Annotated in this window: 15 protein-coding genes; 11 read left to right on the plus strand and 4 right to left on the minus strand. The window is 58.5% G+C overall.

Translation table 11 applies throughout. The features are described from left to right. Positions 1-2 precede the first annotated feature (2 nt). The 5 genes from KO492_RS04670 to KO492_RS04690 all read left to right on the plus strand — a co-directional run bounded on the left by KO492_RS04670 (position 3) and on the right by KO492_RS04690 (position 4,566). Complete coding sequence (locus tag KO492_RS04670; RefSeq protein WP_216043885.1) at positions 3-332, plus strand: hypothetical protein; 330 nt, start codon at positions 3-5, stop codon at positions 330-332. A 10-nt stretch (positions 333-342) separates the two neighbouring features. Continuing rightward, entirely contained in the window at positions 343-1,635 is a 1,293-nt protein-coding gene (gene glcF, locus KO492_RS04675; protein ID WP_216043886.1) for a glycolate oxidase subunit GlcF, read from the plus strand. Between the two features lie 53 nt (positions 1,636-1,688). After that, positions 1,689-2,489 carry a trypsin-like serine peptidase gene (locus KO492_RS04680; protein WP_066608773.1) on the plus strand — a complete coding sequence of 267 codons (801 nt, stop codon included), beginning with the start codon at positions 1,689-1,691 and terminating at the stop codon, positions 2,487-2,489. Between the two features lie 134 nt (positions 2,490-2,623). Beyond that, complete coding sequence (locus KO492_RS04685) at positions 2,624-3,097, plus strand: Hsp20 family protein (protein ID WP_216043887.1); 474 nt, start codon at positions 2,624-2,626, stop codon at positions 3,095-3,097. Positions 3,098-3,321: 224 nt separating this feature from the next. Continuing rightward, a complete protein-coding gene (locus KO492_RS04690; RefSeq protein WP_252735296.1) occupies positions 3,322-4,566 on the plus strand; it encodes a PLP-dependent aminotransferase family protein in 1,245 nt (414 codons plus the stop codon). A 174-nt stretch (positions 4,567-4,740) separates the two neighbouring features. Here KO492_RS04690 and KO492_RS04695 read toward each other — a convergent pair whose 3' ends face one another. Then, positions 4,741-5,304 (minus strand): hypothetical protein, encoded by a 564-nt coding sequence (locus KO492_RS04695; RefSeq protein ID WP_216043888.1) that lies wholly within the window; start codon positions 5,302-5,304, stop codon positions 4,741-4,743. A gap of 301 nt (positions 5,305-5,605) precedes the next feature. On the opposite strand from KO492_RS04695, the gene KO492_RS04700 reads away from it, so the two are divergent. Beyond that, complete coding sequence (locus KO492_RS04700; protein WP_252735297.1) at positions 5,606-5,830, plus strand: hypothetical protein; 225 nt, start codon at positions 5,606-5,608, stop codon at positions 5,828-5,830. A 9-nt stretch (positions 5,831-5,839) separates the two neighbouring features. Beyond that, positions 5,840-6,472, plus strand: coding sequence for a DUF1523 family protein (locus KO492_RS04705; protein WP_066608789.1), 633 nt, complete (start codon positions 5,840-5,842; stop codon positions 6,470-6,472). Positions 6,473-6,547: 75 nt separating this feature from the next. Here the strand turns inward: KO492_RS04705 and KO492_RS04710 are convergent, their stop codons facing one another. From KO492_RS04710 to KO492_RS04720, 3 genes are all read right to left on the minus strand, one after another. Further along, positions 6,548-8,878 (minus strand): aldehyde dehydrogenase family protein, encoded by a 2,331-nt coding sequence (locus tag KO492_RS04710; protein WP_216043889.1) that lies wholly within the window; start codon positions 8,876-8,878, stop codon positions 6,548-6,550. A 56-nt stretch (positions 8,879-8,934) separates the two neighbouring features. Beyond that, positions 8,935-9,948: a deoxyribose-phosphate aldolase gene (gene deoC, locus KO492_RS04715; RefSeq protein WP_216043890.1), complete on the minus strand. Its 1,014-nt coding sequence runs from the start codon at positions 9,946-9,948 to the stop codon at positions 8,935-8,937. Between the two features lie 70 nt (positions 9,949-10,018). Then, positions 10,019-10,861: a helix-turn-helix transcriptional regulator gene (locus KO492_RS04720; protein WP_252735298.1), complete on the minus strand. Its 843-nt coding sequence runs from the start codon at positions 10,859-10,861 to the stop codon at positions 10,019-10,021. A gap of 183 nt (positions 10,862-11,044) precedes the next feature. On the opposite strand from KO492_RS04720, the gene rpe reads away from it, so the two are divergent. The 4 genes from rpe to KO492_RS04740 all read left to right on the plus strand — a co-directional run bounded on the left by rpe (position 11,045) and on the right by KO492_RS04740 (position 13,285). After that, positions 11,045-11,743 carry a ribulose-phosphate 3-epimerase gene (rpe, locus tag KO492_RS04725; protein ID WP_216043891.1) on the plus strand — a complete coding sequence of 233 codons (699 nt, stop codon included), beginning with the start codon at positions 11,045-11,047 and terminating at the stop codon, positions 11,741-11,743. Between the two features lie 155 nt (positions 11,744-11,898). Further along, on the plus strand, positions 11,899-12,204 hold the full coding sequence (locus KO492_RS04730; protein WP_216043892.1) for a ribbon-helix-helix domain-containing protein: 306 nt from the start codon (positions 11,899-11,901) through the stop codon (positions 12,202-12,204). Positions 12,205-12,311: 107 nt separating this feature from the next. After that, the gene (locus tag KO492_RS04735; RefSeq protein WP_216043893.1) at positions 12,312-12,707 is read left to right on the plus strand and encodes a VOC family protein; all 396 of its coding nucleotides are present in this window, start codon (positions 12,312-12,314) and stop codon (positions 12,705-12,707) included. A gap of 56 nt (positions 12,708-12,763) precedes the next feature. After that, on the plus strand, positions 12,764-13,285 hold the full coding sequence (locus KO492_RS04740; RefSeq protein ID WP_216043894.1) for a gluconate 2-dehydrogenase subunit 3 family protein: 522 nt from the start codon (positions 12,764-12,766) through the stop codon (positions 13,283-13,285). Positions 13,286-13,294 lie beyond the last annotated feature (9 nt).

A 13,294-nucleotide genomic window follows, 5' to 3' on the forward strand; every position in this document is an offset into this window, starting at 1 on the left:
TTGTGGTTTTGTTCGTTATCCCCGTGGTCACGCTGGTCGGATTGGCGATCTTGCCTGCGGGGCGGCCTGCGCTTGTCGGGCACATCGCAGTGGCATCGGTCGCGGCATTGGCGGCGATGACTTTCCTGCCTTTGAGTGCGTCGAACGGTCCTGACGACTGGTTCCACGGGATTGAATTGGTGCCTATTTTTTCGGCCGGGATCAGCGTCGTGCTCGTTGGGATCGCTCAATGGTGGCGGTGGCATCGTATCCGCAAGGGGAAGGAAACCTATTATCTTGCGGCTCTCCTACTGTGCCTGTCCCCCATTCTTGTAATTGCCGCGCAGATGTAAGGGACGGACGATGCAAACAAATTTCACAGCCGAACAGCTCACCGATCCCGGTATCCAGCGCGCCAATGAAATCCTGCGGGCCTGTGTCCATTGCGGGTTCTGCACAGCGACCTGTCCGACCTATGCGGTGCTGGGCGATGAATTGGACAGCCCGCGCGGACGGATCTATCTCATCAAGGATATGCTGGAAAACGACCGGCCTGCTGACGAGAAAACCGTCAAACATCTGGACCGTTGCCTGTCCTGTCTCGCTTGTATGACCACATGTCCGTCGGGCGTTCATTATATGCATCTGATCGACCATGCGCGGGTGCATGTGGAAAAGACCTACAAACGGCCCCTGACGGATCGGCTGCTGCGCTGGGTTCTGGCGAAAATCCTGCCTTATCCCTCGCGCTTCCGGATGGCTTTGCGCGGTGCCAAACTTGCGCGGCCCTTCCGCCATTTGATGCCTGATCCGCGGCTCAAGGCCATGCTGGATATGGCCCCCAAACATCTCCCGCCCGTTTCGCGCAATGATGATGCACAGGTGTTTCCGGCACAGGGCGCGCGCCGGATGCGTGTGGCTTTGATGACGGGCTGCGCGCAAAAGGCGCTTGATACGGACATAAACGACGCAACCATCCGGTTGCTCAGGCGGATGGGATGCGAGGTCGTGGTTGCTCAGGGCGCGGGGTGTTGCGGTGCGCTGACACATCACATGGGCAAGGAGGCCGAGGCGCACGGGACTGCGGAAAAGAACATTCACGCATGGATGCGGGAAATCTCGGGTGAGGGGCTGGATGCGATTGTGATCAACACGTCGGGCTGCGGCACGACCGTGAAGGATTACGGCCATATGTTCCGCAATACGGAACTGGCGGGAGAGGCGGCGCAGGTGGCTGCGCTGGCGAAGGACATCTCCGAAGTGCTCATGCAGCTCGACCTGCCGGAGGGGCAACAGGACCTCAAAGTGGCCTATCACGCCGCCTGTTCGCTGCAACACGGTCAACAGATCAAGAGCCACCCGAAGACATTGTTGAAGCGAGTCGGATTCGAGGTGGTCGAGCCGCGTGACAGCCATCTGTGCTGCGGTTCTGCGGGCACTTACAACCTGTTACAGCCTGAATTGTCAAAAAAATTGAAAGAGCGGAAAATAAAATCGCTCTCGGCGAAGACCCCAGATGTGGTGGCTGCGGGCAATATCGGCTGCATGATGCAGATCGGATCGGGCATGGACGTGCCGGTTGTGCATACGGTCGAGCTTCTCGATTGGGCAACAGGTGGCCCAAAACCGCCCAAATTGTTCTCGAATCGGTCATAATGGTGCCTTGAACGCCCTCTAGCGATTAGGGGGAACCGGACTAGAGGGCTGTTATGAAGAAAATTCTGACCATCTTTTTCATCTTCCTGATGGCAGGTCAGGCGCATGCGGATAGCAAGCTCAAGACCTTTCGCACGGGTGATGACAGCAAGGGGTGGGAAGCCGTCGGACGTCTCGATTTTGACGGGCGCAGCTTTTGCACCGGTGCCCTGATCACCGAAACGCTGGTCCTCACGGCGGCGCATTGCATGTATGATATTGACGATCATACGCCGCACAGGCCGAAAGACATCACCTTCAAGGCCGGATGGCGCAATGGTCAGGCGCAGGCTTACCGTGCCGCCAAAGCAATCTATGTGCATCCGGGGTTTGCGCTCAATTCCGGTGACTTGCATGACCGTCTGGTGAATGACGTGGCGCTTGTCGAACTGGATCGCCCTGTGCGCAATAGCTCCGTGCGGCCGTTCTCGGTCTCCGCGCGCCCTGAAAAGGGGCAGGCCGTGGGGGTCGTCTCTTATGCCCATGATCGCGCGGAAAGCCCGTCCTTGCAGGAGCTCTGTCATGTGGTGGCCCGTCAAGGCGGGGTGCTGGTGACCTCTTGCGAGGTGGATTTCGGATCATCCGGCGCGCCGATCTTTGACATGACTGGCGCAACGCCTCGGATCGTCTCTGTTGTCTCGGCCAAAGCGAAATTCCGTGGCGATCGTGTGTCTGTCGGCACCTCTTTGGATGGTGCCCTGTCCGACCTTTTGCAAATGGCATCGGCTGGGCGCAGCACGTTCAAAAAGGCCAGCACAGAGCCGCTTCCCGAGTTGACCCATACAGAATATGTGGTGGGAATTTCCGGTCAGTAAGCGGCCCTCACCCTCTTGAAATCGCATGGCTTGATCCCCAGATTCTTGATGTCGGATGCCTCAATAGGGTTCGGCAACTCGCCTGTCCGATGATCGGAAGGCACCAAACTGGAATCGCTCAATGGAGGATACCCATGCGTAATTTTGATATGACACCGCTTTACCGTGCCACCGTCGGCTTCGACCAAATCGCCGACCTGATGGACCGTGTGCTGACCCAAGACGTCAGCCAGCCCAGCTACCCGCCCTACAATATCGAAAAGACCGCTGAGGACGCTTGGCGCATTTCGCTTGCCGTGGCGGGGTTCTCGACCGAGGACATTGCCATCGAGCAACGTGAAAATGCTCTGGTGATTTCCGCGCGTCGTGCCGAAAGCGAGGAAGATAAGGGCAAAACCTATCTCCATCGCGGCATCGCCACCCGCGCCTTCGAGCGCCGGTTCACATTGGCCGAACATGTGAAGGTCACGGGCGCAAGCCATGAAAATGGCATGTTGCACATTGATCTGAAACGCGAAGTGCCCGAAGCACTCAAACCGCGCCAGATCGCGATTGCCGGACCGAAAACGGTCGAAACAAAGGTGATCGAAAAAGACGCCGAGGCCTGATCCGGTCCCGTTTCCTTCGTGGGAAAAATACGCATTCAAACGCCCGCCGTTTGGCGGGCGTTGTCGTTTCCGTTGTGTAAAAATGCGGTTTTGTGAAAGGAAATATCGCGAGAATATGGGGTCTGCGTCATTTTCGTAAAGGGGGGTGTGCTTTACATCATATGTCAGTCGCATTGACATAAATGCTCAAAAGCGCGAGATCGGGGCGCTGAATGGAGAATATTATGAGTCTGTCCGAGAAACCGCTTGAGAAAACAACCGCACGCCTGACCGCACTTTTTGCCGACAGGACACAGCGCATGAAGGCGTCTGAAATCCGCGAGCTTCTCAAACTTCTGGATCAGCCGGACATTATTTCCTTTGCTGGCGGCATTCCCGATCCGGCATATTTCCCGCGTGAAGCCTTTGCCGAGGCGATGAACAAAGCGTTGAGTGAACAGGCGGCCTCTGTGGCGCTGCAATATTCCACCTCGGAAGGTTACACGCCACTGCGCGACTGGATCGTGTGCTATATGGCGCGCCATGGTGTGACCTGCACCCGTGACAACATCCTGATCACCGCAGGGTCACAGCAGGCGCTGGATTATCTCGGGAAAATCTTTCTGGACCAAGGCGATACTGCACTTGTGACCTGGCCGACCTACATGGGCGCTCTGGGCGCGTTCAATGCGTATGAGCCGCGTTATGACCGGATCGACCCGCAAACCAACCGTCCGGTCGAGGATGTGTTGGCGGATGCCAAAGCCGCAGGTGGCGCGGTCAAATTTGCCTATCTCTCGACAGATTTTGCCAATCCGACAGGGGTCACCCTGACCGAGGAACAGCGGCGCACGGTTCTGGCGCGGGCGGACGCTTTGGGCTGTGCTGTGATTGAAGACGCGGCCTATCAGGAATTGCGCTATCGTGGCGAGGAGATCAAACCGATCCTTGCGCTGGAGATCGAGGAGAAGGGCGACATTGACGCCTGTCGCACGATCTATCTCGGCTCTTTCTCGAAAACGCTGGCACCGGGGTTGCGCGTCGGCTGGGCCGTGGCGGCGAAACCTGTCATCAGCCAGTTGGTTCTGACCAAACAGGCCGCCGATCTTCAGACCGCCACCATCAACCAGATCGCGGTGAGCGAAGTGGCGCATGGGGTCTTTGACGCACATGTTGCGAAGCTGCGCGAAGTCTATGGCGCACGGTTGCAGGCGATGCTGGCCGCTCTGGAACGCCATATGCCGGAGGGGATCGCATGGACGAAACCCGATGGCGGGATGTTTGTCTGGGTGACCTTGCCGCGTGACATGGACGGGGCGGAACTGCTCAAAGAGGCGCTCAAGGCCAATGTCGCCTTTGTGCCGGGCGGGGCTTTCTATGCTGACGGGTCGAATACCAACACGCTGCGGCTCAATTTCTCCATGTCGGCTGCGTCGAAAATCGAAGAGGGTATCGCGCGGCTGGGTCAGGTCATTCGGAACCAGATGTGATCCTTGCGGGATAACGGGCCACGGCAGCGCGCCCCTGCAATCGCGTTCAGGTTCATGTGATTGTGGTGAGCGCTGGAGAGGGTCGCGATGTGGTGGTGCGCAAACCGTTCGAACCAAAAAGAGGGGCTTCATGCCCCTCTTTCTATATGTGGTTCTGTGCAGGTCTCAGTCGGGTCAGTAGCCGAACCGGCCAAGTGCGCGGTAGTCGATGGCCTCAAGCAGCGGCAGAAGCACTTCGCGCGGTCCGCCGGTTGCCTGCACCAGAATCCGGCCTTCGATCAGAGCGGAAAGATCCCCCTCGTTGTCGAGGAATTTCTCGCGCCCGACACGCACGGTCTTCATGCCCATATTGCCCGCATTCTGGATCATGCCGCCCATCATGGCGATCATTGGGCTGTCAACGAGAATGGTGAGGGTGATCTCTTCGCCTGCGTCATTGGAATACCGTTTCGCCGTAACCGTGCCGCCACCCATCATGGCATAGCCGGAGGAGGCATCTGTGTCCTCCTCTGCGGTCCAGCCCTCAGGTGCTTCCGGCAAGAAGCCTGCCAATGCGCCGGTTTGCATCTCTTGCAGCAACTGTTTGGCGTAATCCAGTTCTTCAATCGCATAGGTGACATCGCCGTCTTCGTAGGCCGTCATTGCACTTTGTAGCGTGTCAGTGATTTCGTCTGCCACTGCAGTTGAAGCGAGCAAAACCGTGAGGCTGCCGCCGAGCAAGGTTTGTATCAGTTTCATATGGATCCCCTCCGATGATGATAAGCTTATAAAATACCCTGAATTCTGTGCCGTCAGGGGGAGAAAAAAGGTTTGACCGCCAGATCGGCATTTTGCCGCGTATTGTGAGCAGAGAAGTTGGTATAAGCGCAATCAACAGGGTCGACCGGATGGGCCACCCTCACTGGCCTTGACCCTGCGTCAAATCACCTCGCGCTTTTGCGGGCGGGCGGTTAAGATGCGACGAGCCGGAACGATCCGGCGCGGCAGATGGAGTGCCATGTTGGGCTTTTTACGATTTCTTATCATAGGTTTCGTTCTCATGACGGTGCTGTACGGGCTTTTGACCGTCTATATCCGGTCGCTGACCCGAGAGCGTCTCGAGGAAGAGTGGGAAAAAGAGGGTTCCATTGGCGAGCGTGATGCCTATGTGGAGGAAGGGATCAAAGACTACGAGCGTTCCTTCCGTCCGAAACTCCTGCTTCTGGTCTATATCCTGCCGCTGATTGCGTTCTGTGCAATCTTTTACGTTACGAATTTCATGTGAGGCCACCCGATGCGCTACGTTAAATGGACCCTGATTGCCCTGATCGTGCTCTTTATCGGAGGGTTCTTTCACTACACCTTGCCACAGCATGACATCGTGCGGATCGTGAACACCTATGAAGAACGTCAGGATATTGACGGTTGGACCACGCTGTTCTGGCAAGAGGCGGGCAATGGCACCGTCAATCAGCAAAGCCGCGATGTGCAATTCATTCAGGCCGTGCGTCCGAATGGCAAAAGCATTGTCTACCGCAACGAGGACACGGGCTGGGGCTGGCCGCCGTATTTCAAATTCGACACGGCCAATCTCTATACCGAGGCCAATGACGCGATCTCGACCAAGGACAATCCCGAATGGGTGTCTGTGACCCACTATGGCTGGCGGTCGGAAATCCTGTCGATTTTCCCCAATGCTATCGCGATCAAGCCGGTGTCGGGACCGGATGCGCGGATTATCCCTTGGGTCAACATCATCATCCTGACCCTGCTCGCGGTTCTGATCCTGACGCTTTATCGCATGTGGCAGCAATTCCGCGAACGCACCATCGAGCCGCTGGTCGAGGATGTCGAAGACGTCTTGGAACTTGCCGACGAGAAAAAAGACAGCGCCGTGGACAAGGTCAAACGCTGGTTCAAACGGTAGGGCCGCACAGGCCGCGCATAGGCCGGACAGGTATGAGACAGGAAGGCCGCAGAGTGTTGCTCCGCGGCCTTTGTCTTATTCTCCGTAAGGCACCCAGATCGTCTTGACCTCGGTCGCCTGTGCCAGCCAGTCCCGCGCAGGATATTCACGGGCTTTCCCGTTGTTCACCCATGTGCGCTTCAGGTTTCCGGCGCTTTCGCGTTCGATCACGCCAGAGATGCCGGCAGAGGAAAAGCTCCACACTGCATCCACATCAAGATGTCCGGCCATGGTCTTGGCCAAGTCCCCGTGCGGGCCGGTCAGGATATTGACCACGCCTGCGGGCACATCGGATGTGTCGAGTACCTGATAGAAATCTGTCGCGGCCAGAGGGTAGGCTTCGGAAGCCACCGCGACCACACGGTTGCCCATAGCGATGGCGGGCGCGATCACGTCGATCAGCCCACCCAGAGGCCGGTCGTCACAAAACGCCCCGATCACGCCCACGGCTTCGTTCATGGCCAGAGCAACGCCGCGCATCGGCACGGGTTTCGCCGCCCCGTCGAGCTTGTCGCACCATGCGGCATAGGTGAAGAGTGTATCAATCGCCCCTGTCACTTCGGCTTGTGCCTTGGCCTCTGTGGTGCCTGTCATGTCCCGAATGCGCGTGGCAAATTCATCGGCGCGGGCGGAGAGGTTCTCCCCGACGAAATACAGAACTTGCGCGCGGTTGTGCGCGGTGGCTTTTGTCCAGCCGCCTGCCTTCTGCGCGGCTTCGACAGCGTTGCGGATGTCTTTGCGCGAGGCAATCGAACTGTGGCCCAGCAACTTGCCTTTGGGGGAGTAAACCGCCTGTGAATAACCGCTGTCAGGTCGTGCCTGCTTGCCGCCGATGTAGAGTTTCGCCGTGCGGTCCAGCCCCAAGACCTCGATGTCGTCGGGCTTCACATGCGCCTTTGCGGGCTTCACAGCCGTGGCTTTGCCCTTGGGCTTTGTGTAGGCCATGAGACCTTCCCAGCCACCTTCACGCCCGAAGCCGCTTTCGCGCACTCCGCCAAAACCCGCCGCCGCGTCGAACATGTTCGCGCCGTTGACCCAGACAACACCGGCCACCAGTTTCGGCGCAATGCCGAGCGCCAGATTGACATTCTCGGTCCAGACCGAAGCCGCCAGCCCGTAGCGCGTATTGTTCGCCACCTGAACCGCTTCCGCAGGGGTGCGGAAGGTGGTGGAGACCAGCACGGGCCCGAAGATTTCTTCCTGCATCAGCAGGGAGGACGGCGCCAGACCGGAGATCAGCGTGGGCGGGTAATAACAGCCCTCCGGCGCTTTCACCGGCTGGTGCACCGTGCCTTCGGGGCCTCCCTTGATCACAAGGCTTTGGATGCGGTCCAGTTGCACAGGATCGACAATTGCGCCCACATCAATGCATTTGTCCAGAGGGTTGCCGATGCGCAGCTTGGACATGCGCGCTACGAGGCGTTTGTGGAAATCCTCCGCAATGCCTTCCTGCACCAAAAGCCGTGATCCGGCGCAACAAACCTGACCTTGGTTGAAGAAAATCGCATCCACCAGCCCCTCGATGGCGCTGTCAATGTCGGCATCCTCGAACACGATGTAAGGCGATTTGCCGCCCAGTTCCAAGGTAAGCGACTTGCCCGATCCAGCGGTCGCCTCGCGAATGCGCCGCCCCACAGCGGTGGAGCCGGTAAAGGCGATCTTGTCCACGTCGGGATGGGTCACGATCATCTCGCCCACCGCCCCGTCGCCCGTCACGATGTTGACGACACCTTTCGGCACGCCGGCCTCCTGACAAATCTGTGCAAACAAAAGCGCGGTGAGAGAGGTGTATTCTGCAGGTTTCAGCACCACGGTGTTGCCCATAGCAATGGCTGGGGCCACCTTCCATGCCAGCATCAAAAGCGGGAAATTCCACGGGATGATCTGTCCGCAGACGCCAAGAGCCTCGCGGTCGGGCAATTCCGCATCCATAAGCTGCGCCATGCCTGCGTGGTAATAGAAATGCCGCGCCACAAGCGCCACGTCGATGTCACGGCTCTCGCGGATCGGCTTGCCATTGTCGAGTGTTTCCAGAACGGCAAAGAGGCGCGCGTGTTTTTGCACCAGACGCGCAAGCGCATAGAGCACGCGGGCGCGGGCCTTGCTGTCCTTGGTCCATTTGCCCTGCGCCTTGCGCGCAGCGGCCACAGCCGCCTCCACATCCGCCTCATTCGCCTGTGTCAGATGCGCCAGAACCTCGCTCGTGGCCGGATTCCTCGCCTCGAACACCTCGCCCGGTTCTGTCATCTTCCCGCCAATGAAATGGCCGAACCGGTCGCCATTATCCATCAGCCAACGCAGCGCCTCTGTCGCGCTTTCGGGGGCATCTCCGTAATCCATGGTCTCGAAAATCTCTTTCACGCTCATTGCGCTGCTCCCGTATCGGCTGTTGCGGGTTTTCTGATGGCAAAAATACTCATGTGTCACCCGATCGCATGGCGCCATGAGGCCGAATACTGTCCGGTGACGTGATGCTCCAACTGCCGTTCAATGTCGCCCAAGAGCGACGACGCGCCAAAGCGGAACAGATGGGGCGAGAGCCAGTGGTTGCCCAGTTCTTCCTTGATGAGGGACAGATAGACCAGAGCATCCTTGGCCTTGGAGATCCCGCCTGCGGGTTTGTAGCCCACACGGTAGCCGGTGCGGGCGTAGTAGTCGCGGATCGCGCGGATCATGACCACAGAGACGGGCAGGGTGGCGTTCACGCTTTCCTTGCCGGTGGAGGTCTTGATGAAATCCGCGCCCGCCATCATGCAGACCTGACTGGCTTTGGCGACATTGCGCAGCGATCCGAGTTCGCCCGTGGCCAGAATGGCCTTCACATGGGCCTCGCCACAGGTGGCGCGAAATTCGCGCATCTCGTCATAGAGCGCCTGCCAGTTGCCGGCGAGGACATGCCGCCGCGAGATCACGATGTCGATTTCTTTCGCGCCTGCCCTGACGCTCTCCTCGATCTCTTTGACGCGCAGGTGATAGGGCGAAAGCCCTGCCGGAAAGCCTGTCGAAACGGCGGCCACGGGAATGCTTGTGCCGTCGAGCGCCTCAACGGCGGTCTCCACCATATCGTGATAGACGCAGACCGCGCCGGTGGTGATCGGCCCCATGTCCAAGGCCTCCAGAAGATCGGCGCGCACCGGATGGGCGGCTTTGGCGCATAGCCTGCGCACGCGGCCCGCCGTGTCATCGCCTGCCAGCGTGGTGAGGTCGATCATGGTGATGGCCTTCAACAGCCACGCCGCCTGATGGTCCTTTTTCACAGACCGCCGTCCGGGCAGGGTGGCACAGCGGCGTTCGACTGCCGAGGTGTTCACCCGCTGGCCCTGAATGATGTCGAGATCAAGCGCCATCCCCGGATTGCGCGGCTCGTGGACTTGCGGCAGATGGGGTGTTGTGCTGCGTGCATCTGTGGCAGCGGCAGATATATCGGTCGTGCTCATCGAAAGCTCCGTTTTCACTTCCCTGCAAGCTGGCACGGACGGAATGATTTGGCAATCATTGACCAGATGGTCAAACGGGTTGAACCACGCCTTTTTGATGTTTCACACGATATTGTCGCGGCGTCATGCCAAAGCGGGCGCGAAACAGGCGGTGAAAATGGCTCATATTGTGGATACCGATCTCGTCTGCGATTTCGGCCAGCGTGTCCGGTGTGCCCTTGAGTTGACGTGCGGCATAGTCCATCCGCAGCGCATTGATATATTCCGAAGGGGTCTGGTCAAGGCGGGCCTGCATGATGCGCGCGACATGGGCATGGGCCTTGCCGCACAGCGCGACCAAGCCCGCAGCGCCTTCGCGAAACACGTCGGGATCTTCGGCACGCAAAAGCGCCGCGCTGAGCCAGTCCGGCAGGGCTTCGGCCTTCTCGCGGGTTTCAAGCGCCAGTTCCGCGACCAGCGGCAGCAGGAAAGCCTCCAGATAGAGCGCAGTCCTCGGCGCGGCTTCAAGGGCTTTGGCGCTGGTGGAGAGGCGGGACAGATGGCGGATGTCGCGATGCAGGCGCACTGGGGGCGTTTTGGGGCCGGAAAAATAGTGCGCCGCTTCGGGAAAACGCTCGACAAGGTCCTTGATGCGCTTGCGCCGCAGGATGATGTTTATGATATGGCTTTCGTCTCCGACGCCTTGAAGCGCATGCGGAAATCCGGGGGACAGAAAGACCAGATCGCCTTCGGACAGGGTCATGTGGCCGGCTTCGGTGATGAGCCGCGCACGCCCGTTGTGCAGCCAGAACAGTTCGTAATAATCCTGATCGTGCAGCGTTTTGGGACGCTTGCGTGTCAGAACCGTGCGAGAGAAATGGAACTGTTCTCCCTTGGCCAAAATATCGGATTGCCGCAACTCGGTGATACCCATGTCTGGGATTTAACATATATCCACGCCGGAATCGTGACATTTTCTGCGGGCGTCTCGAAAGAAATCGCCGGAAATATCGGGAATTGCCACATTTGCGCGCATTTGAAGCGGCAAGTCACGGGTGACAGGCTCGGGCAAACCGGATAGATGCAGCGCGAAGACTGCCAGTTTGAGGAATCGTCCATGTCCAGCCAGAGCTTTGATCGCGATATCAAGATCGCCCCGTCCATCCTTGCCGCCGATTTTGCGAATTTCGGTCAGGAAATCGAAGCGGTAGAGGCGCAAGGGGCCGACTGGATTCACGTCGATGTCATGGACGGGCATTTCGTGCCGAACCTGACCTTCGGACCGGCCATGTGCAAGGCAATCCGCCCGCATATCAAGACGGTCATGGATGTGCATCTGATGATCTCTCCGGTTGACCCCTATATCGAGGCTTTCGCTGAGGCCGGTGCCGACATCATCACCGCCCATGTCGAGGCTGGCCCGCATATTCACCGCACGGTTCAGGCAATCCGCGCCAACGGGGCCAAGGCCGGTGTTGCGCTCAATCCCGGCACACCTGCCGAGAGCGTGGATTATCTGCTCGATATGGTTGATCTGATCTGTGTGATGACCGTGAACCCCGGCTTTGGCGGGCAGAAGTTCATCCACTCCCAGATCGAGAAGGTCAAACAGCTGCGCGAGATGATCGGCGACCGTCCGATCCATATCGAGATCGACGGTGGTGTGGACCCGACAACCGCACCTTTGGTCGCAGCCGCCGGTGCCGATGCGCTGGTGGCCGGTTCCGCCGTGTTCAAAGGCGGTTCGGTGACAAATCCGACTCCCTATGGCGACAACATCCGCACCATTCGCGCCGCCGCCGAAGCCGCGCGCTAACAGCTTTTGCAAACCGTTTTGGGGTTTTGTCCGGCGCTGAGGCGTCGTCTCTTGGCATGGGCCGGATGCAGATTGTTGGCTGTGCGCAGAAAGTCTCTGGGCGATTTGGGATATCTTGGTCTAAGATGTGTTTCACCGAAAGGGAGGAAAACATCATGTGTCAGGTATTTGCCGGGCAGGACCCGGCGCGATATGCGTCGCGCACCCGCCGTCTGCGCCTGAACGGGCAGAGCACCAGCATCCGTCTGGAGAACGCGTTTTGGGATATTCTTGATCAGATCGCCGAGGCGGATAACGTCTCGACACCGGCTTTCATCTCGAAACTGCACTCCGAAGTGCTGGAAACGCGCGGTGAACCGGTGAACTTTACGTCCCTGTTGCGCACGGCATGTCTCATCTTTGTCGCGCAGTCGGAGGGGGCGGATCATAGAGACCAGAGTGTGGGGCTGGCGGCGGAATAGGCCGCCATCGTGAAAATTTACCGTGTAGTAAGCCCCTACTACCCATGGGGAGGCGGAACGGACCATCCTGAATTGGTAAGAAAATAGAACCGCTTCAGGAGGCCCAATTGGCCAAAACCATCCATAGCATGATCCGCGTCCTCGATGAGGCGCGTTCGGTTGATTTCTATCGCCGCGCCTTCGGCCTTGAGGTCGCAGCAAGGCTCGATTTTTCCGATTTCACGCTCGTGTATCTGAGCAATTCGGAAAGCGAGTTCGAATTGGAGCTGACCGTCAACAAAGGGCAGACCGAGCCCTATGATCTCGGTGACGGCTACGGCCATCTGGCCGTGTCGGTCGAGAATCTCGCAGAAGAACACGCGCGTCTGGAGGCTGAAGGCTTTGCGCCGCGCAAGCTGGTTGAATTCGCCCCCGATGGCGAACTCGTCGGCCGTTTTTTCTTTGTTGCCGATCCGGACGGTTACCAGATCGAAGTTCTGGAGCGTTCCGGACGTTTTAAATGACATAGACGGTGCCCGCGCGAGCGGGCGCTGTTTCACTTGGTATAGGGAGGAGACCAATGACCAAGCCAGCAATGCGGGGATTAACCCGCCGCGAGCTTCTGTCGCGCGCAAGCGCCACGGGGGCGTCATTCCTGATCGGCTCAGGATTCATTGCCGCACCAGACGCCGCATGGGCGGCGGAAACCACACATCTGGACCCAAAGGTCTTTGCGACGCTCGTCCAGATGGCACGCGATATCTATCCCCACGATCGGATCCCTGACGAGAACTATGTCATCGCCGTGAAAGGCTATGACAGTGCCGAAAATGCTGACGCAATTACCGCTGGCATCAATGCACTGAATGCGGCGGCACAGGGCAAGGGCTTTGCCTCCTATCTCGACACGGGCTGGGAAAAGGATCGGGTCGAAATCCTGCGCGGTATGGAAGAGAGCGTTTTCTTCCAGCGTATCCGTGGAGGTCTTGTGACCGGTCTTTACAACCAGAAAACGGTTTGGCCGATCTTTGGCTACGAAGGCGAAAGCTTTTCCAAAGGCGGCTACATCGACCGCGGTTTCAACGATATCAACTGGCTGTAAGGCCATAGG

The organism is Celeribacter halophilus, assembly GCF_018860305.1.
GTDB lineage: Bacteria > Pseudomonadota > Alphaproteobacteria > Rhodobacterales > Rhodobacteraceae > Celeribacter > Celeribacter halophilus_A.